The sequence below is a fragment of the Mycobacterium sp. Soil_C_30 genome, from assembly GCF_057656995.1.
The window spans coordinates 442,929-469,928 of the sequence record NZ_JBDGJH010000001.1; the positions used below are offsets into that span (position 1 = coordinate 442,929).

Sequence of the window (27,000 nt, forward strand, 5' to 3'; positions counted from 1 at the left end):
ATGGCAACAACTCTCGCCTTCCCGGGCCGTTCCCTGTCCTCGGGGCTGACCAGCTTCCGCAACACCGGGGTGCTGGTGGCCGCGGCGATCCTGGTGCTGCTGGTGGTGGCCGTGGTGTTCCCCGGCCTCTACACCAGCCGCGACCCGTTGGCCAGCGACATGGCCAACGCACTGGCCGCCCCCAGTTTCGAGCACATCTTCGGCACCGACCACCTGGGCCGCGATGTGTGGTCTCGGGTGGTGCACGGCGCGCGGTACTCCATCCTGATCGGGGTGGCCTCCACCGCGCTCGGTGTGGTGCTCGGTGTGCTGTTCGGGCTGATCGCCGGCGTGGCACACCGCCGCGTGGACGAAGCCATCTCACGGATCTTCGACGCCGTGGGCGCGTTCCCCGATCTGCTGTTCGCGCTGATGCTGATCACCCTCACCGGGCCGGGCACCGGAAATGTCATCGCGGCCATCGCCATTGCGTCGGCGCCACGCTACGGCCGCGTGGTGCGGGCCGAAACCCTGCGGGTCCGCGAATCCGACTACGTGGCGCAGTCGCGGCTGGCCATCGCGTCCGCGGTCACCCGCACCGTGCGCCACGTGCTGCCCAATGCGCTGGGCACCGTCCCAGTGCTCGCGACGCTGGGGGTGGGGACAGCGATCATCGGCGCAGCCGGGCTGAGCTTCCTGGGCTTCGGTCCCACCCCGCCGCTACCGGAATGGGGAGCGATGCTCTCCGATGCCCGCCAAGATCTGCGGATCGCCTGGTGGGTGGGCTTCTTCCCGGGCCTGTTCATCACCGTCACCGTGATCAGCGTGTCCATCGTGGGCCGCAACCTGCAGCGTCGCTTCGAGAGGAGGGCCACGGCATGACCCTCGCCTCCGACGTCGCAGCGCCCCCGGAAGGCCACACCGGCGACGTCCTGGTGGACATCAAGGGCCTCACCGTGTCCTTCGACAGTGTGCGCGCCGACGACGGCACCGCATTACCGGTGGTCAGCGATGTCGACCTCACCATCCGCCGCGGCCGCATCCTGGCCATCGTCGGCGAGTCCGGCTCCGGCAAATCCGTTACCGCGCGCACCCTCGTCGGCCTGGCCGGTGCCGGAAGCCAGGTCACGGCAACCACATTCGACATCCTGGGCACCGACACCCGCGGCTACGGCGAGAAGGACTGGCGCAAGGTCCGCGGCGCACAGATCGGATTCGTCCTCCAGGACGCGCTGACTTCACTGGACCCGCTGCGCACCGTGCAGGCCGAAGTCGCCGAGGCGCTGCGGCTACCCCGTAAGCAGCGGGTCGCCGCGGTCGAAGAACTGCTGGACTCGGTGGGCATCCCGGAGCCGTCGTATCGCCGGCGCAACTATCCGCATCAACTCTCCGGCGGATTGCGCCAGCGCGCGCTGATCGCCTCGGCGCTGGCGGGGCGGCCCGACGTGCTGGTGGCCGACGAGCCCACCACGGCGCTGGACGTCACCGTGCAGGCGCGGATCCTGGCACTGCTGCGCACCCTGGCCGACGACGGCCGCGGTGTGCTGCTGATCAGTCACGACCTGGCGGTGGTGTCGAGGGTGGCCGACGACGTGGTGGTGATGCACAACGGCCGGGTGGTCGAACACGGCTCGGTGGCCGAGGTGATCCACCAGCCCACCCATGACTACACCCGCAAGCTGGTGGCGGCGGTGCCGGGTAAAGACACCCGGGGGCGCCGGCTCAGCGATCTGGAAGCCCCTGCGCTGCCGGACTTTTCGCCCGGTTCCGAGGTGGTGGCCGATGTCAGCCAGGTGGGCAAGTTCTACCGGCAGGGCCGACGCCAGCAGTTCACCGCCGCCGCGGATGTGACATTCTCGATCCACCGCGGCGAAATCGTGGGCCTGGTCGGGGAGTCCGGTTCGGGCAAGTCGACGGTGGCACGCATCGTGACCGGACTGCTGCCACCCGACGCGGGCCATGTCGAGATCGACGGCCGCCGCTGGACCGGTAAGCGCGGTCACCAACCCCCGCGACTCGGTGCCGTTCAATTGGTGGCGCAGGATTCCGTCGGCTCCTTCGATCCGCGCTATACAGTGCGTGAGATCATCGCCGAGACAGTGGCTCTGGGGCACCGCGGCAAGACCGAACGTGACAGCCGCATCCGGGAACTGCTGGACCTGGTGCACCTGCCCGCCGCCGTCGTCGACCGGCATCCACGCTCGCTGTCGGGTGGCCAGCGCCAACGGGTGTCGATCGCCCGGGCGCTGGGTTCGGATCCGGAACTGCTGGTGTGCGACGAAGCGGTGTCCGCGCTCGATGTGTCCATTCAGGCGCAGATCCTGGATCTGCTGCTGGAGATCCGCGCCGACCGAAACACCGCTCTGCTGTTCATCTCCCACGACATCGGGGTGGTGCACCACGTCGCCGACCGGGTGCTGGTGATGCACCGCGGCCGGGTGGTCGAAGAGGGCACCGCCGACGAGGTGTTCGACAACCCCCGCGACGAGTACACCCAGACGCTTCTACAAGCAGTACCCACGCTCTAGCCCAACCCAGCGATTTCGGCGCGCTGGTAACCGCTCAGCGGTTACCAGCGCGCCGAAATCCCAAGAAAGGACCGAAGAAGTGACAAGAAGACGATCGCTGGCCGTGCGGCTGGCGGCGCTGGCCGGCGCGGCGATGCTGGCTTTGACCGCCTGCGGCAGCGACTCCGGCGGCGGCGAAAGCAGCGGCGAACCCGTGCGCGGCGGCGTCCTGACCGTGGCGCAGGCCGATTACCCCGAAGAGGGGATGAACCCGCAGGTGCGCGGCTGCTGCTCGGAGGTGCAGGTGATGCGCAACGTCTACGACAGCCTGGTCGCCATCGACTACGACGAGTCGATCCACCCGTGGCTGGCCGAGAGCTGGGAGCGCTCCGAGGACGGCTTGACCTACACCTTCAAGCTCAAGCAGGGCGTGAAGTTCAGCGACGGCGAGCCGTTCAACGCCGCGGCGGTCAAGGCGAACTTCGACAAGATCATCAACGACGAGGAGTACGCGCCGTCGGTGAAATCCAGCACGTTCCAAACGCTGGCCGCCACCGAAGTCGTCGACGAATACACCGTGCGCACAGTGCTTTCCGAGCCCACCGCGAACTGGCTGAACACCCTGGCATCGCTGCAGGGCGGCCAGATCTCGCCGAAGTCGCTGGAGAACCCCGACGCGGCCGCCGGTGGCGTCGGCATCGCCGGCACCGGCCCGTTCATCCTCGACGAGGTGGTGGAAGGGTCCGAGCTGCGGTTCAAGCGCAACGAGGACTACAACTGGCCCTCGGCACTGGCCAAACACGAGGGTCCGGCCTACCTCGACGAGCTGGTGGTCAAGATCGTGCCCGAGCCCAATGTGCGGGCCGGCCTGCTGACCTCGGGTGAGGTCGACGGCATCGCTCAGGTGGCGCCGGCCGATATCGCGACCTTCGACGGTGTGGAGGGATTCCAGTTCGAGTGGAAGCCGTCGAACGTCTCGCCCTACTCGCTGTACTTCAACGTCACCGGTGACAACACCAAGGATGTCCGCGTCCGACGCGCACTGCGCGAGGCCGTTGACCTCAACCCGATCATCGACACGGTGCTGCAGGGCAGCTCCGATCGTGCCTGGAGCATCGTCGGCCCGCAGAGCCCGTTCTACGATCCGCAGTTCGAAAACGCCTACGGCGGCAACGTCGAAGAAGCCAACAAGCTGCTCGACGAGGCCGGCTGGACCGGTCCCCGGGACAGCGAGGGATACCGCACCAACGCGGAGGGTCAGCGCCTGACCATCCGGCTGATCGCCACCGAGCCCAAACCGCCGCTGTCGACGGTGCTCGAGGCCTACCAGGCCGAGGCGCGCACCAACGCCGGTATCGACGTCGACCTGCAGTTCCGTGACGAAGGCACCGTCGACGTGGTGCGCGAGACCAACACCTACGAGGCCTTCCCTCGCGCGGTCGGTGGTGTCGACATCGGCGTGGTGCTGGAGAAGATCTACGAGACCGGCGGCGCCATCAACGGCCCGAAGCTGGAGGACCCGCAGGTCGACGGCTGGCTGGCGGATGGCCGGACCGCGCTCGATGACGACGCACGCAAGGCCGCGTACAACAACGTCGCGCAGTACGCGCTGATCGATCAGGTGACGACGCTGCCGCTGTACACCGAGCGTTACAACGCGGCGGCATCCAGTGCGGTGCACGAGATCGAGCGGTGGCTGGACCCGCCGCGCGGGATGACGAACTTCTGGGCCTACGACACCTGGAAGTCCTGAGTTGTGAGCAAGGTGCCGGATTTCGGGATCTTCTTTCGCCTCAACGACACCGAGGCCGACCCGGTACGCCAGTACCATGACGGGCTCGACCTCATAGTCCATGCCGAGGAGCTCGGACTCTCGACAGCGTGGATCACCTCGCACCACTTCCGTTCCGACAAGGGCACCATCGCCTCGCCGCTGGTGTTCCTGGCGGCGGCGAGCCAGCGCACGAGCCGGATCCGGCTCGGCGCGGGCGTCGTCGTCATCACCCTGGAGAACCCGATCCGGGTGGCCGAGGACGCGGTGATCGCCGATGCGCTCTCGGGTGGGCGGTTGCAGCTGGGACTCGGTTCGGGACTGGAGGATTGGGCGTTCGGACCGTTCGGGGTGGACTGGGACAACCGGCTGCAGGTGTACTCCGACAAGGTGGCCACCCTCCGGCGGGTGCTCGACGGCGACGACCTCGGCGGCGGCCGCCGGCTCTACCCGCCGGCGGGAGAGCTGCGGCAGCGGTTGTGGCGGGTGGCCAGTGACCCGACCCACGCCGCCGAGATCGGGGCCATCGGCGACAACCTGTTGTTGAGGTCGTCGAAAGCGCTGGACTACGAGGGCAATCTGCGCCGGCACAGCGAAGCGATCGACGGATTCCGCGAGCACGCCGACCCGCAGCAACGCATCGCTGCCTCGCGCACCGTGATCACCGCCGAGACCACCGCGCAGGCACGTGCCCTGGCGGGGGAGCGGGCCATCGAACTGCACCGCAAGAACGGTAACGGCGATGCCTGGTACGGCGACCCGGACCTGGTGCGCACCGCGCTGCGCAACGACCCGGAGCTGGACCTGGTGGACGAAGTGCTGTTGCAGGTCGCGCCAGCGAAACTGACCTTGGCGCAATGGAAAGCCAGCCTGTCGTTGACCGTCTCCGAGGTCTTGGAGCCGTTGCGGGAGGTCGCGCATGCCGCGTCAGCCTGACGAGGGTCTGATCCTCAACCTGAACCTGCTGCCCGGTGGGACCGCCAAAGGCTCGTGGCGACTCGACAGCCATGACCCGTCCTGGTTCGTCACGCATCACCACTACGTGGAACTCGCGCAGATCGCCGAGCGCGGCAAACTGCAGGCGGTGTTCCTGGCCGACACCCCGGCCTTCGACGGCGCCTACTGGCACCACCCGTGGCGGGCACTGACCCCGTTCATCGCGTTGACCGCGGTCGCCGGGGCGACGAGCCGGATCGGCCTGATCGGCACCGCCTCGACGTCCTACAACGACCCGTACAACCTGGCCCGCCAGGTGTCGTCGCTGGACCTGGTGAGCGACGGCCGGGCGGCGTGGAACTACGTCGTGACCGCGGGAGACAAAGCGGCGCGCAACTTCTCGGCGCCGAATGCTCTGGCGAAAGCGGACCGGTACGCCCGGGCCAATGAGTTCGTCGACGCGGTGGTGGCGCTGTGGGAAGCGTGGGAGCCGGATCCGATTGCCGGTGACCGGGCCACCGGCGACTACCTGCGTCCCGGGGCGCTGCGCCCCGCGGCGTTCGCCGGGGAACGGATCCAGGTGGCCGGCGAGCCGCTGGTGCCGCCGTCGCCGCAGGGCCGCCCGCTGCTGGTGCAGGCGGGCGCCTCCGAACACGGCATCGCGCTGGCCGCTCGCACCGCCGATGCGGTCTACACCCACCAGACCGAACTGGGTGACGGCGTGACGTACCGGAATCTGTTGCGCAACAGGGCGGCCGAGGCAGGTCGTGATCCGGACACCATGAAGGTGCTGCCCGGTTTCTTCGTCGTCATCGGTGACACCGAAGAGAACGCCCGGGCCCGGCAGCGCGAACTGGATGAGGCCACCCCGGACGCCACCCGGGTGTCGTTCTTCGCCCGCCAGCTCGGGATCCCGGCGGACGCGTTGCACATCGACCGCCAGCTTCCGTTCGATCTGCTGGCCAAGGCCGAGATCAGCCGCACCGCGGCCAGCGAGCTCGACGGACTGCTGGACCGGGCCGCGCGCGACAACCTCACGTTGCGTGAGGTCTTCCGGTTGCGCCGCAACGGAACTCAGCACGTCTCGGTGATCGGTACCCCCGAGCAGGTGGCCGACACCATCACCGACTGGTACCTCGCCGAAGCCGCCGACGGGTTCAACCTGCACATGGCCAGCTCGCCGAGTGTGCTGATCGATTTCGTCGACCACGTGGTGCCGCTGCTGCAGGCCCGCGGTGTGTTCCACACCGACTATCAGGGCACCACCTTGCGTCAGCACTACGGACTGGCGCCGCACCGCCTAGGGTCCGGGGCGCTCGCGTGAGCACCGACCGGACGCTGCGTTTCGTCGTCTCCGGCGAGCACGCGTTCGGGCCCATCGCACGCTGGCGCGACGCCGACGTCGACCCGTCCGACATCAGTGACCTCGAGCAGCACGTCGCCTACGCCCGCTGGGCCGAAGCCGCCGGTTTCGGTGCGCTGTTCTACGCCGATTTCCTCGGCTTCGACCCGGTGCGGCACCAGACGCCGCGTCTGCCGTTCGACCCGCTGTCACTGACCGCGGCCCTGGCGGCGCGCACCCGTGACATCGGGTTCATCGCCACCGCCTCGACGAGTTTCCACGAGCCCTACAACCTGGCCCGCACCCTCGCATCGCTGCAGCGGCTGTCCGGTGACCGGGTGGCGTGGAACGTCGTGACATCGTTCACCGGTGAGGCCAACTTCGGCGCGGAGACGCTGCCGGACCCCGCGACACGCTACGCCCGGGCGCAGGAGTTCCTGGACGTCACCCGCGCGTTGTGGTCGAGCTTCCCCGCGGAGGCGATCGTCGACGACAAAGCCGCCGGGGTGTACGTCGACACCGCCCAGGTGACGCCGGTTGACCACTCCGGGCGGTTCTTCTCCGTGCGGGGCCCGCTGGATGTGCCGGGGTTGGCCTCGCGGCCGGTGCTGGTGCAAGCAGGTGCCTCCGACGAGGGAGTGGCTTTCGCCGCGCGCAACGCCGACGTGGTGTTCGTCGCCGCGCCGGATTTCGAGCATGCGCTCGCCTTCGGCACCCGCCTGCGGAAGGCGGCCGCCGACGAGGGGCGCGGGCCGGGAGAGGTGTTGGTGTTCCCCGGGTTTCGCGCGTTTCTGGGTGCCGACGTCGCGGCGGCGCGCAAGGCCCGCGGTGCGCGGGTGACCCCGGATGTGCTGGACAAGGCGCGCCGCGCCGTGGTGCGCGAGTCACCTGGATTCCGATTCACCGAGCTGCCGTTGGACGAGCCCATCCCGGTGACGCATCTGCCGTCTGCCGAGGAACTGCAGGCGTCGCACCGGCGCCGCAGCCGCGCGCAGATCTACCTGCGCTGGGCCTCGGAGCCGGGTGTCACCCTGCGGGACGTGTTGGAACGGGTGGCGCTGGAGCACGGTCACTTCGCCATGACGGCCACCCCCGCCGCGGTGGCCGACGAACTGGAGCGGTGGTTCGTCGCCGGGGCGGCCGACGGATTCATGATCAACTACGGGTCGGGGATCGCCGAATTCGCCGACACTGTGCTGCCGCTGCTGCAGGCGCGGGGGTTGTGGGAGCCGCCGGCAACGCGGGACCTGCGTAGCCGATTGGGCCTGCCGCAATGACGGGGGTCAGATGGGCCGGCGCCCCGGCATCGATGCCGGGTGTGCAAGTGGATGCCGAGTGGCTGGCGCAGCGCCTGCCGGGGAGTACCGCCAAGGCACTCGGCCGCGGCCTGACTGCGTTGATCGATGCCGGTGAGCTGACGCCCGGGGCGCAGCTGCCCACCATCCGCGACTTCGCCCGCGCCGCCGGGGTGAGTCCCGGCACCGTGATGTCTGCCTGGAGCGGGGTCCGTGACACCGGCAGGCTGCAGACCCGCCGCCGCGGTGGGACCGTGGTGGCGGATCTGCGCACTCCGGCCCGGGCGCTCGACTGGTCGGAGATCGAGATGTCCACGGTGACACCGGATCCCGCGCTGCAGCCAGACCTGGCCGCGGCGCTGGTGGAGGCGCTGGCCACCCCGGATCTTCACGCCGCCGAACGGGCCTACATCTCCCCGCGGCTGTTACGCAGCGTGGCGGCCAGCTGGCCGTTCGAACCGCAGGCGTGGAACTGCGTGGGCGGCGGCACCGAAGCGGTGGTGCTCGCGACGGCCGCGGCCGCCGCGGGGGGCCGGGTGGCCGTGGAGGAGCCCGTCAGCCCCGGCTACCTGGACATCCTGCGTGGACTCGGTATCGAACCCGTCGGCGTGCGCGCCGACGAGGAAGGCCCGACCGTCGCCTCCGTCACCGCCGCACTGGCCTCGGGCGTCACCGCCCTGGTGCTGCAACCCAGCGGCGCCTACGCCGTCCACGGCGCGCTCACCGAGGCCCGGGCGGCGGATCTGGCCGCGCTGATCGCCGACCGCGCGCCGCGGACCTGGATCGTCGAGGACGACAGTGCCGGCCCGCTGACCGAACACGAGCCCGCGACCCTGGGTGGTCATCTGCCGGCCCAGGTGTTGCGAGTCCGTAGTTACTGCAAGGCATTCGGCATCGATCTGCGGACCGCGGTGCTGGGCGGCAGCGCCGAGCTGGTGGAGCGCACCATCCGGTTGCGCAGCTTCGGGATGGCCTCCAACAGCCGGATCCTGCAGAACGCGCTGGCGGCGCTGATCGACGACGAGGAGACCGCGGCAGCGATGTACCGCACCCGGATCACCTACCGCAGGCGACGCCAATCCGCGCTGGAGGCCTTCGCGCGGGCCGGGCTGACCGCGACGGCCAGCGCCGAAGGATTCGTGATCTGGGTCCGGGTGCCGGACGAGACGTCGGCGTTGGTGAACCTGGCCCGCCAGGGTCTGGTGGTGGCGGCCGGGTCCACGTCGTTCGTGACCCCGCCCGGCGGGTTGTTGCGGGTGTCGGTGTTGCAGTTACCCGATAACCCCGGCCGCCTCGACGAGCTCGCGATGGCGGTGCAGGCCGCGGTGCACTCCGCGGAGCGGGAGTACTTCGACTGAGGCGACCCTAGGCCAGACGCTCCAGGATCATCGCCATCCCCTGGCCACCACCGACACACATCGTCTCCAGCCCGAAGTGGCCGTCGTGGGCGGTGAGGTTGTTCAGCAGCGACGTGGCGATCCGCGCACCGGTCATGCCGAACGGATGGCCCAGCGCGATGGCCCCGCCCGACACGTTGACCTTCTCCTCGTCGAGTCCCAGCGCACGCACCGAGGCGATCACCTGGACCGCGAATGCCTCGTTGATCTCGAACAGGTCGATATCGGAAGCGGACATACCCGTCATCGCCAGGACACGGCGCGTCGACTCGATCGGCCCGAGACCCATGATCTCTGGTGACAGCCCTGTGACCGAGGTGGCCACGATGCGCGCCAGTGGCTGCAGACCGAGGTCGCGGGCCCGCTGCTGCGACATGATCACCAACGCGGCCGCACCGTCGTTGAGCGGGCACGCATTGCCGGCCGTCACGGTTCCGGCCGGCCGGAAAACCGGCTTCAGCTGGCTGATCTTCTCCATGGTGGTGCCCGGGCGCGGACCGTCATCGGTGCAGACAACCGTGCCGTCAGGCAGTGTGACTGCGGTGATCTCCCGCTCGAAATGCCCTGAGGCGATGGCCGACTCGGCACGATTCTGGCTCCGGACCGCCCAGAGATCCTGCTCCTGCCGCGAAATCCCGGTCAGCTGCGCGACGTTCTCCGCCGTCTGGCCCATGGAGATGTACGCGTCGGGGAGCAGACCGTCCTCGCGCGGATCGCGCCAGACGCCCTCACCGCGTGCAAGGAGTTCCGTGCGCTGCTGGGCCGCGTCGTACAGCGGGTTCTGAGTGCCTGGCAGGGAATCGGATTCGCCCTTGTCGAATCGCGAGATGGTCTCGACCCCCGCCGCCACGAAGGTCTCGCCCTCGCCCGACTTGATGGCATGGAACGCCATCCGGATGGTCTGCAGTGACGAGGCGCAGTACCGGGTGATCGTCGTTCCTGGAATGTGGTCGTATCCCAGCTGGATGGCGACGTTACGGCCGAGATTGAACCCCTGTTCGCCGCCGGGCTGGCCGCAGCCGAGGAGGATGTCCTCCACGGTCGCGGGATCGACTTCGGGCACCGCGTCGAGCGCGGCCTGCACCATCTGGGCGGCCAGGTCATCCGGGCGCATGGCCGCCAACGAGCCTTTCACCGCTCTGCCGATGGGGGACCGGGCTGCCGATACGATCACGGCTTCGGGCATATGGGTCTCCTCGAGATCTAAGGGCGGACGCCGACCATGAACCGGTCGGTTCCCGATTGCAGCGTCTCCTGGTTCTGGTTGCTCAAGGTCACGTCTACCGTGACGATCCCCGACGCCGGCCGGGATCTCGACCGTCGGACCTCGGCCACCACGAAACGAGCCTGGACAGAGTCACCCGGGTAGGCGGGCGCTTGCATGCGGCGCTCGACCGCCAGATAGGCCTCGATCTGCCAGTCGTCCATACCCGGGCACTTCAGGCCACTGGTGATCGACAGCATCAGCATCCCGTGGGCGATGCAGCGCTGGTAGTCGGTGTTGGTCCGGACCCATTGCTCGTCGACATGCAGTGGGTTGAAGTCACCGGAAAGTTCGGCGAACCGGTCGATGTCCGCACGTTCGACGGTACGGATCTCGGAAAGGTATTCCGCACCGAGCCGGATGTCGTCCAGGTAGACGGTCACAGGTGGGTCTCCCCGCCGTTGACCTCAACCACGGTGGCGTTGACGTAGGAGGCCGCATCCGAGAGCAGGAACTCGACCACCGCGGCGACTTCGTCGGGCTCGCCGATCCGGCCTGCCAACGTCAGCTCTTCCCACGTCTCGAGCACCGTCTGCGGTACCGCCGCGGTCATCGGTGTGCGGATGGCTCCGGGAGCCACTGCGTTGCAACGAATTCCGTATTTCGCCTGTTCGATCGCGACCGTCTTGGTGAGCCCGACGATCGCAGCCTTGGCCGGCGAGTAGTTGGACTGGCCAAACACGCCGTGGCGACCGGAGGACGACACGTTGACGATGCTCGCGCCGGGGGTCTTGCGGAGTTCGGGAATGCACGCGCGACTACCCAACCAGGACCCCTTCACGTGGACGTCCAGCACCTGGTCGAAGTGCTCCTCGGGCATCGACAACATGGACTTGTCGCGGGTGATGCCCGCGTTGTTGACCAGTCCCCGCAGTGGACCCCACTCGCCGGTCGCCGCGACCAGGGTCGCCCAGCTGTCGGCGGAGGTGACGTCCAGTGCGAAGCCGCGGACCGCCGGCCGACCGGAGCCAGCACCCAACTGTGCCGAGAAGCTGTGCGCTGCATCAGCATTCACGTCGGCGCACACCACCTGGTGTCCGGCGTGCTGGAGTCGGCGCACGATGGCGGCGCCGATCCCCGACGCCCCGCCGGTGACGATGTAGGTCATGTGTTGTCTCCTGTCAGTGCGCGGCGTTCCGTGGGGGAGATCGGGCGCTTGGCCGCCGCCTGGATGTCCCACATCACGATCGTGGACGTGGATTCCGTGACGAGGGCACTGCTCGCCGCTGCGAAAGCCTGCTCCGAGATCGTCACGCTGCTGGTTCCCACGCGCACGGCGGTGAAGTGCACCGCCAGGGCGTCGTCCTGTCTCTGTAACGGGCGCCGGTAGTCCAATTCGATTCTCGCGAGCACGTACGAGTCCGGTTCACCCACACCGAGACTGGACAACCATCGGGTTCTCGCCTCGTCCAGCATCGTGAGGATGGTCGCGTGGTACACATGGCCGAGATGGTCGAGGTCGCGCCAGCGCAGCGGGATCGAAAAACGTTCGCTCACAGTGCAGCTCACAGGTAACTGGGGAGGACGAACAGCGCGACGGTGATCAGTGGCCCGACAACGGTCATCGTCAGACCCCATCTGAGCAGCACCCGGGTTACCCGCGGGCGGGCGTCGTCACTGCTGGTTGCCACCGCAAGAGCTCCGGACGTGGAGAACGGCATCGAGTCGACGATGGTTGCCGACACCGCCAGGGCGCTGATCACACCGGCGCCGGAAATGCTGCCCTGAGCCACGAGCGGCAGCGCCAACGGGATCACCACGGGGAGCAGGGCGGTGGTAGATGCGAAGGCCGAGATCAACGCACCCACGAAACAGAGGGTGAAGACGGCGGCTAGCGGCCATGGAATGCTGCTGGCGAGCTCGCCCAGACTCTCCATGGCGCCCATGCGCTGCAGCACTGCGACGTAGGTGACGATCCCGCCCACCAACAGAATGGTCGACCAGTCGATGTCCTCCAGCGCTGCCTTGCCGTCGTCGGGAAACATCAGTGACACCGTGATGGCGAGTGCCAGGGCGATCACGCCGATGTTGATGGCGAACCCGAACAACGGCATGCCGACCACAAGACAGAGCAGCACGATGAACGCCGCCATGGTCGCTCGTTGTGCAGGGGTGGTCGCAGTACGCACCGCCGTGGTGGTCCGGGCCGACACCGCCACCGCGGTCTCCGGGGCGCCGAGGCCGGTTCCTCCGTCCGGATCGGGGAGTGCCGACGACGAACCGGCCCCGCCGGGGCCGCTGTGCTGCCGGAACAGGATCTGTGCCACGACCTGTAGACCGACCAGGATGGCCAGCGTGACACCGAACTGCAGGTAGGGGTTGAGGTCGACCCCACCCTGCTCGCCGATGCTGACCGTCAGGATGCCGTAGAGGCTGGTGGGCGCAAAGCACCCGGCCAGGGAGCCGTTGATGGCGCCCAAGGCCATGATCACGGGGTCACGGCCGTCCTGTTCCGCCAGCACCATTGCGACGGGGATGACCACCATCGCGGCCAGAGGGTTGCCCATGGCGGCGATGACCAGGGCCAGGACGAACATGAACCACGGCAGCAACGCCTTTCGGGACCCGATACGACGAACCGTGTTGTCCACCAAACGGTCCAGCGTGCCGTTGGCGCGCGCGACGGCGAGCAGGTAGGTCATGCCGAGCAGGATCAACATGAGGTCCACCGGCCAGCCGCGCATGATCTCGGAGACCGATTCGGCGCCGAGGGTCAGGCCGACGCCCAAGGCGCCGGCGAGGGCGATCGCGCCGACGTGGACGTGTCTGACACTGCCGACGGCGAAAACCACGAGCAGGATGCACAGGGCGGTGATCTGGGTAGCTGTCATTTCGGATACTCCAGCGAACAGGGATGGGGGACGTTGTGCGGGTGGTGCTAACGGCCCTCCCACTGGGGTGCCCGCTTCTCCAGGAATGCGGACACCGCTTCGCGGGAGTCTCGAGACAGGTAGCTGTCGATCACCAACTGACTGTTGTCGGTGACCGCGCTACGCCGGTACAACATGGAGCGCTTGGTGTAGGACAGTGTCAGTGGCGCAAGCTCCGCCATCTCCTCGGCGATGCGCAGACCCAGGTCGCTGAGCCCATCTGAGGTCGCAGAGGTGGCGACCACTGCTCCCGCTCGCACCAGGTCATCGGTGGTGAGCAACGTTGCTCGCATGATCATCGCCCGGGTCAGTGGTGCGCCCAGGAGGTCGGCCAACCGGACGAGGTTGGTGGTGGACAGACAGTTGCCCACGGTGCGGGCGATCGGGAATCCGAAGCGTACATCCGGGCCGGCCACCACGATGTCGCTGCAGGCCGCCAGGAGGGCGCCCTGGCCGATCACCGCGCCGTCGATGCAGGCGACCACCGGCACCCGCAGGTTCTCGATCGCCGTCAGCGTCTCCTCGGCGGCATCTTCGGTGTGGCGGACATCGTGGCCGGTGGTGAGGTCCTTGAATTCCGCGATGTCGTTACCGGCCATGAACGCCGGTTTACGGCCGGTGGCGCCCTGCAGCGTGACGACCCGGATCTCCGGAGTGTCGTTGACCATGGCGCAGGCGCGCAGCAGTGCCCGCTCCATCTCCCGGGTCGCGGCATTCAGCCGGGCGGGCCGATTGAAAGTGATTCGCAGGACCGGACCCACACGGTGGGTCACCAAGGCATCAGCCACGCCCGCCGCTGTCACCGTGCGCGTCCCGACAGCGCGGGGACGTCGGCCACGGCGATGATGTGGTGCGAGGCCAACTCGTTGATCGAGTCTTCGGTGTAGCCCAACTCGGTCAGGACGGCCGCGGTGCTGTCACCGAGCATGGGCCCGGCCTTCTTGCGCACCGTCGGCGTCTTGGACAGCCGGATGGGTGATCCCATCTGGCGGACCACCTGCCCGTCGCCGGACATCGCGGACCAGTAGAAGTCACGCTGTAGCAGCTGATCGTCGTTGAACGCCTGCTCGTAGTCGTTGATGGGTGCAACGGGGACGCCTGCCTGGCGCAATAGGGAAACCCAGTGCTGGCGTGTCTGTTTGACGGTCTCGGCCTCGATGATGGCGATCAGATCACCCCGGTTGCGCAGGCGGTCGGCGTTGGTGCGGAATCGGGGGTCGTCGACGAGGTGGGGCAGGTTCATCCCGTCACAGAACGAAAGCCACGTCTTGGGTGTTGCGGCGCCGATGGTGAACCATCCGTCAGACGCCTGCAGAGCCTGGTACGGTGCCGCCGACTGATGCACCGCGCCTTGGGCGCGCGGGATCTCGCCGGTGGCGGTGAATTTCGCGAACTCCCAGATGGCATAAGACATTCCGGCCTCGAACAGCGAGACGTCGATGGCCTGGCCCTCGCCGGTGCGGTGGCGGTGGTTCAGTGCAGCCAGGACGGCGATGGTGCCGTAGAGCGCACAACCGATGTCGCACAGCGGAACCCCAACCTTGAGGGGGTCCCCGCCGGGTATCCCCGTGATGCTCATGAGGCCGGAGCGGGCCTGCGCCATGATGTCGAGACCGGCGTCGGCCGACAGTGGCCCGTCCTGACCCCACCCCGAGGCCGACAGGTAGATCAGGGCGGGGTTGGTGGTGCTGAGCGCCGCGTAGTCGAGACCCAATCGCAGCATCGATCCGGGACGGAGATTCTCGATCACCACATCGGCGTCGGCGACCAGTTCGAGGAAGATCTTCTTGCCTTCCGGCGACTTGAGGTCGACCGCTATCGAATCCTTGTTACGGTTCAAGGTCAGGAAAGCGGCACTGTCCTTCGCCGCATCGAACATCGCCCCATAGGTGCGCACCACGTCGCCGGCATCGGGATCCTCCACTTTGAGGACATGGGCGCCGAGGTCGGCGAGCAGGGTCCCGCAGTAGGGACCGGCGATGTAGTTTCCGACTTCGAGAACGCGGACCCCGGAGAGCGCGTGTTGAGCGGGCAAAGCAAGCCTCCGTTACGGTTTTCGGTGATGAGCGCGCGTCATCGATGACGTTGGCGCCCCGGTCCCGCCGGGTGTAGCGGGGAGTCGTGAGGTGCTGCGTCTCACGTGACCATCAGTCAAGCAACGGGTGAACAGTGCGTCAATCGCAAGTTTTGCACGAGTATGGTGCGAATATGCATCAGTCGACGTATGTCCGTCAGACCCTCAGCCTGTGCCCGAATCTCGCGTACCTGGCCATGATCGTCGAGCGGGGGAGTTTCACCGCGGCCGCGGCGGCGCTCGGTATGACACCGTCGACCTTGAGCCGGGCGATCCGGCGCGTCGAACACGAACTGCGCATCGAACTGGCGGTGCCGAAGGGCCGCAGCATCGAACTGACCCCCGCCGGGATGTTCCTGGCCCAACACGCGCAGATAGCTCTGCAGCATGTCGGTACGGGGCTGCGCGAGGCGGTGCTCGCCAGCTCGAATCCCGTGGTCCGGATCGGACTGCTGCGCTCGTTGGGTTCCCACTATGTGCCCACCGTTGTCGGGGACTACGTGAAAAAGTTCCCGGCCGTGCAGTTTTCGTTCCGTCAAGCCAGCGGCACGCAGCTCGAGCAGATGGTGCGCGACCGCGCCATCGATCTGGCTCTGGTGGCACCGCCGTCGACGCACCCCGACATCACGGCCATCGAGTTGTTCGAACAGCGCATCGAAGTGGTGGTCGCCGCCGGAAGCCGCTGGGCGAACCGTTCGCAGATCGACCTGGCCGACCTGGCCGACGAGAGCTTCATCCTCTCCGAGCGCGGGTACGACGCACGCACCGTCGCCGACCGGCTGTTCGAAGCTGCGGGCGTGCAACCCAACGTGATTCTGGAGACCGACGACATGGCCATGGCGGTCGCGCTGGCTGCGGCCAATGTCGGCATCGCCATCACACCACCCACGCCGGAAGCGCTCGGAGACGTGGCGCGGGTGTCACTGCAGGACCCCTTGGCGCGCCGGACGGTGGCGGTGTGTCACCTTTCCGAACCCGCACCCGGCGCGCACGTCAGGGATTTCCTGCAGCATCTCATCGACCATCCGGCGAGCAGTCCACCGCAATCCCGCTGACCCGAGATCGACGAAATTCCGAAAGTCACTCGGACTTTTGGGCCCGTGTGTCGGTTTGGGCGGTGTGGTGGGAGCGCCAGCTGCGGTAGCCGCGGTGCGCGGCGAAGGCGCCGATCACCGCGGTCACGCACCACACCGCGATCGCGCTGTAGGCCAGGGGCGCCGACAGATCACCGATCGACGCGCCGAGTGCGGTGTAGACGAAGGCGCGGGGCGCCGACCCGATGAACGCCCCGACCGCCATCTGCCACAACGGAACTCCGAACGCGCCGAACACATAGGACGCCAGCGCATCCGAGATGCCGGGGACGAACCGCTGCCCGACCACCGCCCACAGGCCGCGGCGTTGGATCTGGGCATCGAGCCGGTCGGCACGTTCGGCGCCCAGCAGACCGCGCGCGCTTTCCCTCCCTGCGCGCCGCCCGAGCAGGCTGGTGATGGTGGCGGTGCCCACGGTGGCACCCAGCGTCGCGAAGGTTCCGACCACGGGGCCGAACAGCAGGCCGCTGGCGGCCGCCAGCAGCGGGCCGGGCACGAAGATGGCACCCAGGGCCGCCGAGACCACCACGTAGACCAGCGGCGCGGCCGGGCCGGCCGATCCGATGAATGCGCGTACCGCATCGATGTCGATGACCCGGGCCACCGCGATCAGGTAGAACATGCCCAGCAGGAAGGCAGCGAACACCGCAAGGCGCAGGAGGTGGCGTCTGCGGTCGGTCGGCTGGTCGGCCGGCGGTGCGCCGTCGGTGTCGGTCATGCTGACCGCAATCCTGCCCGATTACAGTCGGGGAGTGCTCACCGAGTGGCTGCTCGACTCCGACCCGGCGCTGCGCTGGCAGGTCGAGCGCGACCTGCTGCACGAACCGCCCGAGGTCTGGGAGGCCACCCGGGCGCGCGTCGCCACGGAAGGGTTCGGCGCCCGGCTGCTGGCGTTGCAGGACCCCGACGGGCAATGGGCCGGCGGCGCCTTCTTCCCCGCGGGATTCGACGAGTCTGAGGTAGGCCAGCCCTGGACGGCCACCACGTGGTCACTGAATGCGCTGCGGGAGTGGGGGCTCGACGCCGCGGTGCTGGGCGATACCGCCGAGCGTCTGGCCGCCACCTGCCGGTGGGAGTACGACGATCTGCCGTACTGGGGCGGTGAGGTGGACTGCTGTATCAACGCCTGGACACTGGCCAACGGCGCCTGGCTCGGCGCCGACGTCGCCGGCATCGCGGACTGGTTCGTCGAGCACCAACTGCCTGACGGCGGCTGGAACTGCGAGTGGGTGGACGGCTCGACGCGCTCGTCGTTTCATTCCACGCTGAATTCGCTCAAGGGCCTGCTGGCGTACGGGGCGGTTCCGCAGGTGCGTCACGCCGGCGAGGAGTACCTGTTGACCCGCAGGCTGTTCCGCCGGCTGTCGACGGGGGAGCAGGTGGGGCCGTGGGTGGACCGGTTCACCTATCCGTTCCGCTGGTGCTACAGCGTGCTCAACGCCGCCGACTACTTCCGTGCGGCTGACCGCCCGGATCCGCGGCTCGCAGACGCGATCACCATGATCCGCGACGCCCGGCAGCCGGATGGGACCTGGCTACAAGCCAGGCCCCATGCCGGCCGGGTGTGGTTCGAGGTCGACGCACCCGAGGGTGAACCCTCGAAATGGCTGACCTTCCACGCGATGCGGGTGGTGCAGTGGTGGGACGCTAGCGAGCGAAATTCGCGTTGATACGCTGCTGCAGATAGTCTTTCGCGCTGATCTGGGGATACTTGCCGCTGGGGCCGGCGATGGCGACCTCGCTGTTGGCCTGGGCGAAGAACGCGATGCTGTACCGCGCTCCACGATGATCGGCTGGCCCGGGGCTCTTGACGCGATGGAAATTCGACGGCAGCAGGTCATCGCTCCACCGCATCAACATGTCACCGATATTGCAGGTGATCGCGTCTTCGGAGGGGTGTACCGACGTCCATTGCTGGGCATCGCGCTCCTTGCCGGGACACACCTGCAAGCCCCCCTGCCCGTCCCGCTGGAAAAGCAAGGTCAGGCAGTCGAAGTCGGTGTGCGCACCGGCCCGCCACACCCCGGTGAGGTCTCCATCGGCGGGCAGCGCGAAGTAGTGCAACAGCCGCAGCGTGCTCTGGTAGGTGGGCGAGGCCGGGTCGTGGGCCCGGGTGAAGAAGTCACGGTCGAAGCCCAGTTTGTCGGCGAACAGCGACAACAGCTCCATGGCCAGCGCCCAGCATCTGTGTTCGAAATCGAGGATGGTGGAACGGAATCCGGCCAGTTCCTCCTCTGCCGGCCACAACCCGTCCATATTCGACAGGGTGACCTGGTACGACTCCTTCTGGTCCGGCACCCCGACCGAGGGCCGGATCTGGGTGAGCTGTTCCCAGCCGGAGTTGAACCGTTTGGGCCGGCGCGCCTTGACCTCCTCGGGGAGGGCGAAGAACTTCTCGGCCATGGTGAACGCCGCCCGCACCTCGGCGAGATCGATACCGTGATCGACAACCTGGAAGAAGCCGATATCGGTTGCCGCGCTCCATATTTCGTCGGCGATCTGGGCGCGCCGGCTCTCGAGACCGGCCAACGAGATTCGCCGTACCTCGCGGTCGCTCTCGGTGCCGAGCGCGCCCATGGCACGCTCGCGCTGCAGTTCGGTCATCTCTGTCATGCTCATGTGTCCTTACTCAGTTGGTGGCGATCGACGGATCGCTGAACCGGTTGATGAACAGGGTCTCTCCGGTCATGTCCGCCGGGACGACGTTGCCGGTGGCCGCCAGCACGGCCCGCAGGTCTTCGACATTGCGGTTGGTGCGCGCGGGGTCGTAAACGCCGAACGAACCGTTGTCCTCCGCGGCCAGCAGACCCTTCTCGACCAGCAGGTCCGCGCTGAACGCGGCTTCGCCTTCGGAGTACGGCGAGTAGGTGTCGTCCTGGGAGATGACGTCGACGATCACCTTGTTGACGGGCTCTGGCGAGGCGGCGTAGTCGACCCCGGCCTGCTGGATGATCGGCACCAGTTTCCCCAGGCAGGGTGCGAGTTCTTCGAGCTTGTCGGCCCGGACCGACATGTTGGAGGCGTAGATGTCGTAACCCACGTCTTTGATCAGGCCCCAGCCCACCGGCTTGTTCCAGGCCGGGGTGTCGTGCTCGTAGGTGTAGGGCTCGGAGTTCGCGAAGCCCTGCTGGACGATGGTCGGGTCGCCGACGAAGCGGGCGGGTGCGCCGTCGTAGCTGGTGTCGATCTGCGACTGCGCGAGCATGCCCTTGCCGACCATCCACTGCGGGTAGATCTGGTCCTTGGACACCACCACCGTGGCGTCGGTCTTGCCGATGTCGGCGACGGTCTGCCAGTCGGGGTGGCTGGCCGGATCCCACATCAGGATGGCCGGGCTGTATTTGAGCAGCGGGGTCACACCGATGACGGGCTGGTCGGCGGCCGCGGCGATCAACTGGTCGCCGTGCACGATGCCCATGACCAGCGAGTCGTCGACATAGAGCTGCGACGGGACCGACTGGAACCCGATCGCGGGTCCGCCGGCTTTGAGGGTCAGGTCGACGCCGGTGTCCAGGCCGCCGGCCACCAGCGGCCCGGTCACCGACTTCTCGTCGGTGTTCACCTGGTAGCCGGGGCCGAGCATCCCGAACACCGCACCCATGTCCGACTGCGGCTGCCACTGCAGCTGGATGCCCACGTTGGCGGGGCAGACCCCAGCCAGTGACTGGGCGTCGGCGGCCGCATCGATGGTGGTCTCCTCGGGGGCCTGCTCACTGCTGTAGGCACAGGCGGACAGGGTGGCAGCGGCGCAGCTGACGGCCGCTACCTTCCGCAGAATCGATGGGGACATGACTGCTCCTCGGTAAGGTGGGGTGGAAACGATCCCGGCCACGGGCCAACGGAATCCGCGATTACATGCAACCACGGTGACTGTTGCAACGGTGTAAATGATGTCGTATATCGCTCGGATGGTCGCAGTTTCCTGGGGTTGACCCCGATTTACTTACTCAGGGTTCACGATGGGAAACATCGCTGTAATACATGTAATCAAGGCTTGGTCGCAGCCAAGTGCTCAACTACTGCATGTAACCCAAGTCGTCAGGAGCGCCAGTGGATACGGCCCCGTCCACGAGTTCGTCGTTACTCGCCGACGCCCGAGCTCAGATCGAGTTCACGGACGTGACAAAACGATTCGACACCGGCACCACAGCCGTCGAGCACGCCGACCTGACCCTGCACGCCGGTGAATTCGTTGCCGTCGTCGGTCCCTCCGGGTGCGGGAAATCGACCTTGCTCCGGATGGCGGCGGGGCTGGAGTCACCCAGCTCGGGGCAGGTCCGTGTGGACACCTCGTCGGTCGGCTTCATCTTCCAGGAGCCCACCCTGCTGCCCTGGCGGTCGGTGCGGGCCAACGTCGAACTGTGCGCCGAACTCAGCCGGGGCAACCGGGTGGAAACGAAACGTCGTGCCGCGGAGTCGATTTCCGCGGTGGGCCTGGAGCAGTTCGCCGATCACCTACCCAAGACACTCTCGGGCGGCATGAAGATGCGGGTGTCGCTCGCGCGCGCGCTCACGTTGTCGCCGGAAATCCTGCTGCTCGACGAGCCGTTCGGGGCGCTCGATGAGATGACCCGGCTCGACATGCAGGTCGAACTGCAGCGTCTCTACGCCGAGCGGGGATTCACGGCGATGTTCGTCACCCATTCGGTCTCCGAGGCTGTCTATCTGGCCAGCCGGGTGGTGGTCATGACGGCGCGTCCCGGCCGGATCGCCGGCGTCATCGACGTCGACTTCCCTTACCCCCGTTCAGAAGAGCTGCGTTTCCAGGCGCGGTTCACCGACTATGTGGCTGATGTGACGGCGTTACTGCACGGGAGGACGGCATGACGGTTCTGGAGCGGCCCGTTCGATTGTTCGCCCGCAATTCCCCGCAGGCTGCTGAAGCGGGAGAACCCAAGCGCGGCATACGGTTCAGATCAGCGGTCGGATACCCGGTGCTGTCCCTGGCGGCCGGCCTGGCGGTCTGGTCGGCCGTCAGTTACCTGGTGCTCGAACCCCATCGGCGATTCATGCTGCCCCCGCCCGTCGACGTACTGCGTAACTCGCTGATGGACTGGGAGCACCTGCAGCCGATGCTGGCCGCGCTCTCGGTCACCGCGCAGGTGACCCTGGTCGGGTTCCTGGTCGCCGTGGTCGCCGGCGTAGCCACCGGTGTGCTGATGTGCCAGGCGCGTTGGCTCGAGAAGATCATCTACCCGTACGCGGTGGTGATCCAGGTGATTCCCATCCTCGCGATCGTTCCGCTCATCGGTTTGTGGCTGGGCTACGGTATGGCCGCGCGCACGCTGGTGTGCGTCTTGATCGCGGTGTTCCCGATCATCACCAACACACACTTCGGCATCCGGTCGGTGGACCGCGGTATGCACGAGCTGTTCACCATCTCCGGGGCCTCGCGGTGGGACCGGTTGATCAAACTCGAACTGCGCGCGGCCCTTCCGGCGATCCTGACCGGTGTGCGCACCGCAGCAGGTCTGGTGGTGGTGGGCGCGATCATCGGCGACATGTTCTTCGCCAAGGGCCAGCCCGGGATCGGGACACTGCTCGACGTCTACCGAGGCAGGCTGCAGTCCGAAGACCTGATCGCCGCGATCGTGCTGGCCTCGTTGTTCGGGGTGCTGGTTTTTGCGGCCATGGGCTGGGTGACGCGGCTGGCAGTCGGTCGCTGGCATGAGTCGGGACAACAACTGTGAACGGAGACAACCACGTGACCGAAGACACTGCTTTCCACGTCCCCGTGCTCGACGTGAGCCGTTACGTCGCCGGTGGCGACGCGGCCTCGGATCCCGACTGCGCGCAGGTGGCCGCCGCGCTGGACAAGGCCTGCCGGGAGGTCGGTTTCATCCAGATCGTCGGCCACGGGATCGACACCGGCGCGCTGGCCGGGTTGGCCGACGCTCTCGACGAGTTCTTCGGCCTGCCGCTGTCCGTGAAGAACGGCTACCGCCGCGACCCGTCGGCCAACCGCGGCTATTCGCCACCCAAGAGCGAGTCGCTGAGCATGAGCCTGGGTGTCACGACCAACCTGATGAACGACTACTACGAGGCGTTCACCGTCGGCACCGAGGCCGCCGAGTTCGCTGGGCGGTTCCCTGCCCTGCATCTGCCCGAAAACAGCTATGCCCACAACAATTGGCCCGAGGCTGCACCGGGCTTCCGGCCGCGGATCGAAACGTACTTCGCCGAGGCGCAGCGCCTGGCCCGCATCCTGATGGTGGCGTTCACCGATGCACTGAACCTCCCGGCGGGCTACTTCGACTCGATGATCGACCATTCGATCGAGGTGCTGAAGATGAACAACTTCGCCCTGCCCGAAGGGGACACCGCGGTCGCGGGGGAGCTGCAGGGCATGGGCGCGCACACCGATTTCGGCATCCTGACCATCCTGTGGGCCGACCAGGTGCCGGGTCTGCAGGTGCTCGACCGCGCCGGGGTGTGGCACGATGTGCAGCCCGCCGACGGAGCACTGCTGATCAATCTCGGTGACGCGATGGCCCGCTGGACCAACGACCGTTGGATGTCCACCGTGCACCGGGTCGACCCGCCCGTGTACGACGGACGCATCCAGCGCCGCCGGTCGGCGGCGTTCTTCTTCGACGGCAACTACGACGCAGTGCTCGAGGCGCTGCCGGGCACTCTCGCCGACGGGGAGACGGGGTATGAACCGATTACGGTGGCCGAGAACATCGCGATGAAGGTGGCGGGGCTGCGTGCCGGGGTGGCACCGCAGGCGGTGCTGCGGGAAGCGGCACGGGTATCGGCAGCGGCGAAGTAAGGAGAACGCTCGAACATGACGGCCTCGGATGGTGCTCTGCTCACCGAGTCGGTGCACCGCTCGCTGCAGGAGATGATCTTCACCGGCGAGCTGCTGCCCGGCAGCCCCCTGTCCGTACCCGCACTGGCCGCCCGGCTCAACGTCAGCCGAACCCCGGTCCGCGAAGCGGTGCAGCAACTCATCTACGAGGGGCTGGCCACGCATACCCGCAATGCCGGTGCGCGGGTGACCCTTCTGGATGACGACGCGGTGAAGGCGGTCTTCGAGGTCCGGGAAGTGCTCGACGGGCTGGCGGCGCACACCGCCACGCTGATCGCCACCCGCGCCACCGTCGAGCAGCTGCGCAAGATGGTGCAGGTGCAGCGTGAACTGCTGGACGAGGCACCGGACCGGCATCGTGACGCGAAGCTGGATCTGGACTTCCACACCCTGATTCGTGACACCGCCCGCAACCGGCCGCTGTCGGATGCGCTGGCCCGCCTCGACGGACAGGCGCATCTGTACCGGTCGGACATGTGGGCATGCGAACTGAATCGGCGCCTGGCCGTCGGCGAGCACGAACGCATCGTGGCTGCCATCGAAGCCGGCGACGCGAACGGAGCCCGCTCGGCGGCCTGCGCCCACGTGGCGGGGCTGTACGTGCGGACGCGGCGAAGCTGAGTCATGACACCGATTGAGGCGCAACCTGTTTCGCTGCTGCGCGGCGCCACGCTGTCCGACGGCTCGGTGGTGGACGTCCGCATCGAGCGCGACGGCGCCGATGCCGTCGTCACGTCCGTCGCACCCGCGGATCCGGCAGAACGCGGCGGGCTGGATCTTCGTGGGTATCTCCTGTTCACCGCAGCGGCCGAACCGCACGCGCACCTGGACAAGGCGTTGTCCTGGGATGCCCTGAAACCCCAGCTGGGCGACTTGTCAGACGCCATCGCCACGTGGAAGGAGGGCTCGCTGCGTTTCGACGAGGACTCGTTCCGGCGGCGGGCACGCCAGGCCGCGTTGGCGCTGCTGCGCAACGGCACCACCGCCGTACGCACCCACGTCGACATCCTGATGGGCGAGGACCCACTGCGCGGTATCCGGGCCGTCGATGCCGTGCGCCGAGAACTGGCCGGGCTGATGAGCATCGAGATCGTCGCCCTGATCAAGGCCTACTCGGGAGCCGAATTGCTGCACGCCGCACTGGACGCCGGGGCCGATCTGGTGGGCGGGTCACCACACAACGCCCCGGACCCCACCGGCGAACTGGACCGGCTGCTCGGGGTGGCCGAAGACCGCGGCGTGGGTACCGACCTGCACACCGACGAGTTCCTCTTCGGTGACCACCACACGATCGCCGACTACGCCAAGCGCGCCGGCGCCTGGCCCGCCGGCCGCGTCCGGACCGCCAGCCACTGCACGCGGCTGGGCACCATGGCGCCAGACGAACTCGACCGGCTGCTGCCCCAGATCGCCGACGCAGGCATCGGGGTCATCGCCAATCCGATCACCAACCTCTACCTTCAAGGGCGAGACAGCCACTCGGCCACACCGCGCGGCATCACCGCCATCGCGGCACTGCGCCGCGCGGGTATCCCGGTGGCGGCCGGCGCCGACAATGTGCGCGACCCGTTCAACCCCTTGGGCCGCAGCGACGCACTGGAAACGGCCATGCTGAGCGTGATCGCCGGGCACGTACACCCCGATGTCGCCCTGCACATGGTCACCGACGGCGCCCGCACGGTCCTGGGGTTGCCGGAGGCGGGACCGCGGGTGGGGGCGCGGGCCGAGTTGCTGGCGGTGTGGGGCAGCAGTGTGCCCGACGTGATCGCCAACGCGCCGGCCGACCGGGTGGTGATCCACCGCGGGGCCGTGGTGGCGCGCAGCCGGACTCAATGGTGGCTGGCCACGGAAAGCTAGTCGCTCAGCGCGGTCCGAACGACTACTTCCTGCCACCCGCCGGTCAATCCCTGCCAGCGGAAATGAAGCCCTGACGTGGGCGGTTGTAGCGATCAGAACAGCACGAACCGCGACCCACAGACCCTCTCTGCGAGCCACGATTCGCAAATCAGTACTCACAGAGAGAGCCACGATCATGAAGAAGTTCGGATTCGCCACCCTCACCGCCACCGCGCTGACCGCCGGTGTCCTCGGCTTGGCCGCCCCCGCGTTCGCCGCCCCCACGGGGGCCGGCAACGCGCAGGACACCATCGCGAGCCTCGAGGACCAGGGTTACAAGGTGGTCGTCAACCGGCTGTCGCAGAGCCCACTGGCCGAAGCCAACGTCGTCTCCGTCGGCCGGGGCCCCACCTTCACCACGACGGACACCAACGCCGGCAACGAAGGCGGTTACGGCGCTCAATCCGACCGCAACTCCGGCCCCGTGAACACCACCACCGTCTACGTCAACGTCCGCTGAACGGACCCCGGCAGCACTCAGGCACACACCCGATCGGGATGTGTGCCTGAGTGCTTTTGAATTGTGGCGACTACACCGCGAGGATGCGATCGAAGAAGTCGCGGTAGTGCTTCAAGGCGATACGAAGGTCCTCGGTGGAGGCCTCCTCACCGCGAGACCACTGATCTTCCAGCCGGGACCGGGTCTGGCTGAAGCTGGCGGTGAGTTGCTCCACCGCCGAGGACACCAGGCTGTCGGCTTTCTGCACGCAGGCGCGCGGGTCGTCGACGAACTCCGCCTGCACGTCGTTCCAGCGGGACCGCAACTCGGACAGGTCGTTTTCGCCGAACAGCGAGTCACTCATCGGGGTATCGGAGACCGATGACTGTGCGGCCGCAGGTGTGGATGTGCGCTGCTGAGCCGACGGATCGACCTGCCGACCCGCGTTGGGGTCGTACTGGCGATCCGCGGTCGGGTCGCCGTGGCGCTCGGTGGCGGGATCAACCTGGCGCTCACCGGCGGGGTCGACCTGGCCGGCGTTGAATTCCTGTGCTGCGTAACCCTGTTGGTCAGCGGTTCCGGTATTCGGGTCGATCGGATCGGTGTACTGACGTGGTGCGGTCATGCTCGTGCCTCCTTAGGCGTGCCGTGTTCGGATCCCAACAACTTCTCGAACAGCGCGCGGTAGTGGACAAAGGCCTCGCGCTGCGTTTCGGTGCCGATCTGGCCTCGTTGCTGCGACAGGAAGATGCCGTGCGCGGCGCGGTAATCCTCGACCACACCGGGGTGGTCGACCGAGATGTCCGCCGCGCGTTGCTCGAAATCATCGATCGGATAACCGCGTTCGCGCATCACCTGATTGACCAGTAGGTCGGCGTCTTTGAGCGCACTCGCCGGGTTGTCCACGAAACTGGTCTGCACCAAGCGCCATTGCTCGACGTACATCGCCTGTGCCTGGGGCGACAGGGCCACGATGTCGAGTTTCTTGCGCTTGCGTTCGCGGGCGACGAGCTCGGCTTCGGCCGCGCGCGGATCACCCGTCTGTTGGACGGCCCGGTCATACTCGGGGCCGTAATGCTGCTTCAATCTGTCGCTTTGCTTGCTGTTGCGCGATTTGCGGGCGGCGAAGACGGCGGCGACCGCCACGATGACGATCAGTGCCGCGATAAGAATCCAACCCCAACTAGGCATGACTTGACCTCCTCGTCCGCACTGAGGGTTACCCCTGCGGCCCCTACGAAAACGTCAATTTCCGGTGCGGCGAGCTGTCGAGGGCACGCGCAGCGGGGTAAATCGTTGCTAGAGCCGAATATTCGTCTCGGTGC

At 67.5% G+C, this 27,000-nt stretch carries 27 protein-coding genes; 15 read left to right on the plus strand and 12 right to left on the minus strand.

What is annotated here, in order from left to right:
• The 7 genes from AC3A6P_RS02020 (at position 1) to AC3A6P_RS02050 (ending at position 9,188) form a co-directional block, all read left to right on the plus strand.
• Positions 1–861: an ABC transporter permease gene (locus tag AC3A6P_RS02020; protein WP_487687684.1), complete on the plus strand. Its 861-nt coding sequence runs from the start codon at positions 1–3 to the stop codon at positions 859–861.
• The gene (locus tag AC3A6P_RS02025; protein WP_487687686.1) at positions 858–2,507 is read left to right on the plus strand and encodes a dipeptide ABC transporter ATP-binding protein; all 1,650 of its coding nucleotides are present in this window, start codon (positions 858–860) and stop codon (positions 2,505–2,507) included. The genes AC3A6P_RS02020 and AC3A6P_RS02025 overlap by 4 nt, the downstream gene beginning before the upstream one ends.
• Before the next feature lie 79 nt (positions 2,508–2,586).
• On the plus strand, positions 2,587–4,239 hold the full coding sequence (locus tag AC3A6P_RS02030; protein ID WP_487687688.1) for an ABC transporter substrate-binding protein: 1,653 nt from the start codon (positions 2,587–2,589) through the stop codon (positions 4,237–4,239).
• A 3-nt stretch (positions 4,240–4,242) separates the two neighbouring features.
• Positions 4,243–5,193 (plus strand): LLM class flavin-dependent oxidoreductase, encoded by a 951-nt coding sequence (locus AC3A6P_RS02035; protein ID WP_487687690.1) that lies wholly within the window; start codon positions 4,243–4,245, stop codon positions 5,191–5,193.
• Positions 5,177–6,517, plus strand: a complete 1,341-nt coding sequence (locus AC3A6P_RS02040; RefSeq protein WP_487687692.1) for an NtaA/DmoA family FMN-dependent monooxygenase — start codon at positions 5,177–5,179, stop codon at positions 6,515–6,517. The genes AC3A6P_RS02035 and AC3A6P_RS02040 overlap by 17 nt, the downstream gene beginning before the upstream one ends.
• Entirely contained in the window at positions 6,514–7,812 is a 1,299-nt protein-coding gene (locus AC3A6P_RS02045) for an NtaA/DmoA family FMN-dependent monooxygenase (RefSeq protein WP_487687696.1), read from the plus strand. The genes AC3A6P_RS02040 and AC3A6P_RS02045 overlap by 4 nt, the downstream gene beginning before the upstream one ends.
• Complete coding sequence (locus AC3A6P_RS02050) at positions 7,809–9,188, plus strand: aminotransferase class I/II-fold pyridoxal phosphate-dependent enzyme (protein WP_487687699.1); 1,380 nt, start codon at positions 7,809–7,811, stop codon at positions 9,186–9,188. Before AC3A6P_RS02045 ends, AC3A6P_RS02050 begins: the two co-directional genes overlap by 4 nt.
• Before the next feature lie 7 nt (positions 9,189–9,195).
• Here AC3A6P_RS02050 and AC3A6P_RS02055 read toward each other — a convergent pair whose 3' ends face one another.
• The 7 genes from AC3A6P_RS02055 to AC3A6P_RS02085 are packed head-to-tail and all read right to left on the minus strand — an operon-like array spanning position 9,196 to position 15,396.
• Entirely contained in the window at positions 9,196–10,413 is a 1,218-nt protein-coding gene (locus AC3A6P_RS02055) for an acetyl-CoA C-acetyltransferase (RefSeq protein WP_487687702.1), read from the minus strand.
• A 17-nt stretch (positions 10,414–10,430) separates the two neighbouring features.
• The gene (locus AC3A6P_RS02060) at positions 10,431–10,874 is read right to left on the minus strand and encodes a MaoC family dehydratase (RefSeq protein WP_487687704.1); all 444 of its coding nucleotides are present in this window, start codon (positions 10,872–10,874) and stop codon (positions 10,431–10,433) included.
• Positions 10,871–11,599: an SDR family NAD(P)-dependent oxidoreductase gene (locus AC3A6P_RS02065; RefSeq protein WP_487687707.1), complete on the minus strand. Its 729-nt coding sequence runs from the start codon at positions 11,597–11,599 to the stop codon at positions 10,871–10,873. The genes AC3A6P_RS02060 and AC3A6P_RS02065 overlap by 4 nt, the downstream gene beginning before the upstream one ends.
• The gene (locus AC3A6P_RS02070; RefSeq protein ID WP_487687710.1) at positions 11,596–11,988 is read right to left on the minus strand and encodes an acyl-CoA thioesterase; all 393 of its coding nucleotides are present in this window, start codon (positions 11,986–11,988) and stop codon (positions 11,596–11,598) included. Before AC3A6P_RS02070 ends, AC3A6P_RS02065 begins: the two co-directional genes overlap by 4 nt.
• A gap of 8 nt (positions 11,989–11,996) precedes the next feature.
• Positions 11,997–13,322 (minus strand): SLC13 family permease, encoded by a 1,326-nt coding sequence (locus AC3A6P_RS02075; protein ID WP_487687713.1) that lies wholly within the window; start codon positions 13,320–13,322, stop codon positions 11,997–11,999.
• A 47-nt stretch (positions 13,323–13,369) separates the two neighbouring features.
• A complete protein-coding gene (locus AC3A6P_RS02080; protein ID WP_487687716.1) occupies positions 13,370–14,149 on the minus strand; it encodes an enoyl-CoA hydratase-related protein in 780 nt (259 codons plus the stop codon).
• 11 nt (positions 14,150–14,160) lie between these two features.
• Positions 14,161–15,396, minus strand: coding sequence for a CaiB/BaiF CoA transferase family protein (locus AC3A6P_RS02085; protein ID WP_487687718.1), 1,236 nt, complete (start codon positions 15,394–15,396; stop codon positions 14,161–14,163).
• A 173-nt stretch (positions 15,397–15,569) separates the two neighbouring features.
• Between AC3A6P_RS02085 and AC3A6P_RS02090 the strand changes: the two genes are divergently transcribed.
• Positions 15,570–16,490: a LysR family transcriptional regulator gene (locus AC3A6P_RS02090; protein ID WP_487687720.1), complete on the plus strand. Its 921-nt coding sequence runs from the start codon at positions 15,570–15,572 to the stop codon at positions 16,488–16,490.
• 25 nt (positions 16,491–16,515) lie between these two features.
• On the opposite strand, the gene AC3A6P_RS02095 is transcribed toward AC3A6P_RS02090, so the two are convergent.
• A complete protein-coding gene (locus AC3A6P_RS02095; RefSeq protein WP_487687722.1) occupies positions 16,516–17,247 on the minus strand; it encodes a TVP38/TMEM64 family protein in 732 nt (243 codons plus the stop codon).
• On the opposite strand from AC3A6P_RS02095, the gene AC3A6P_RS02100 reads away from it, so the two are divergent.
• Positions 17,246–18,199, plus strand: a complete 954-nt coding sequence (locus AC3A6P_RS02100) for a prenyltransferase/squalene oxidase repeat-containing protein (protein ID WP_487687725.1) — start codon at positions 17,246–17,248, stop codon at positions 18,197–18,199. The two genes, AC3A6P_RS02095 and AC3A6P_RS02100, sit on opposite strands and share 2 nt — an antisense overlap.
• On the opposite strand, the gene AC3A6P_RS02105 is transcribed toward AC3A6P_RS02100, so the two are convergent.
• Both AC3A6P_RS02105 and AC3A6P_RS02110 read right to left on the minus strand, forming a co-directional pair.
• On the minus strand, positions 18,177–19,142 hold the full coding sequence (locus AC3A6P_RS02105) for an isopenicillin N synthase family dioxygenase (RefSeq protein ID WP_487687727.1): 966 nt from the start codon (positions 19,140–19,142) through the stop codon (positions 18,177–18,179). The genes AC3A6P_RS02100 and AC3A6P_RS02105 overlap by 23 nt on opposite strands.
• A gap of 16 nt (positions 19,143–19,158) precedes the next feature.
• Positions 19,159–20,319, minus strand: a complete 1,161-nt coding sequence (locus tag AC3A6P_RS02110; protein ID WP_487687731.1) for a nitrate ABC transporter substrate-binding protein — start codon at positions 20,317–20,319, stop codon at positions 19,159–19,161.
• 260 nt (positions 20,320–20,579) lie between these two features.
• Here AC3A6P_RS02110 and AC3A6P_RS02115 point away from each other — a divergent pair, with 260 nt between their 5' ends.
• The 6 genes from AC3A6P_RS02115 (at position 20,580) to AC3A6P_RS02140 (ending at position 25,696) form a co-directional block, all read left to right on the plus strand.
• Complete coding sequence (locus AC3A6P_RS02115) at positions 20,580–21,356, plus strand: ABC transporter ATP-binding protein (RefSeq protein WP_487687733.1); 777 nt, start codon at positions 20,580–20,582, stop codon at positions 21,354–21,356.
• Positions 21,353–22,219: an ABC transporter permease gene (locus tag AC3A6P_RS02120; RefSeq protein ID WP_487687735.1), complete on the plus strand. Its 867-nt coding sequence runs from the start codon at positions 21,353–21,355 to the stop codon at positions 22,217–22,219. The genes AC3A6P_RS02115 and AC3A6P_RS02120 overlap by 4 nt, the downstream gene beginning before the upstream one ends.
• Before the next feature lie 14 nt (positions 22,220–22,233).
• Positions 22,234–23,301 (plus strand): isopenicillin N synthase family dioxygenase, encoded by a 1,068-nt coding sequence (locus AC3A6P_RS02125; RefSeq protein WP_487687738.1) that lies wholly within the window; start codon positions 22,234–22,236, stop codon positions 23,299–23,301.
• 15 nt (positions 23,302–23,316) lie between these two features.
• Positions 23,317–23,961 (plus strand): GntR family transcriptional regulator, encoded by a 645-nt coding sequence (locus AC3A6P_RS02130; protein WP_487687741.1) that lies wholly within the window; start codon positions 23,317–23,319, stop codon positions 23,959–23,961.
• 3 nt (positions 23,962–23,964) lie between these two features.
• On the plus strand, positions 23,965–25,197 hold the full coding sequence (locus AC3A6P_RS02135; protein ID WP_487687743.1) for an amidohydrolase family protein: 1,233 nt from the start codon (positions 23,965–23,967) through the stop codon (positions 25,195–25,197).
• A 175-nt stretch (positions 25,198–25,372) separates the two neighbouring features.
• The gene (locus AC3A6P_RS02140) at positions 25,373–25,696 is read left to right on the plus strand and encodes a hypothetical protein (protein ID WP_487687746.1); all 324 of its coding nucleotides are present in this window, start codon (positions 25,373–25,375) and stop codon (positions 25,694–25,696) included.
• Between the two features lie 70 nt (positions 25,697–25,766).
• Here AC3A6P_RS02140 and AC3A6P_RS02145 read toward each other — a convergent pair whose 3' ends face one another.
• Both AC3A6P_RS02145 and AC3A6P_RS02150 read right to left on the minus strand, forming a co-directional pair.
• Positions 25,767–26,300 (minus strand): hypothetical protein, encoded by a 534-nt coding sequence (locus AC3A6P_RS02145; protein ID WP_487687748.1) that lies wholly within the window; start codon positions 26,298–26,300, stop codon positions 25,767–25,769.
• Positions 26,297–26,866: a hypothetical protein gene (locus tag AC3A6P_RS02150; RefSeq protein ID WP_487687751.1), complete on the minus strand. Its 570-nt coding sequence runs from the start codon at positions 26,864–26,866 to the stop codon at positions 26,297–26,299. The genes AC3A6P_RS02145 and AC3A6P_RS02150 overlap by 4 nt, the downstream gene beginning before the upstream one ends.
• Positions 26,867–27,000 lie beyond the last annotated feature (134 nt).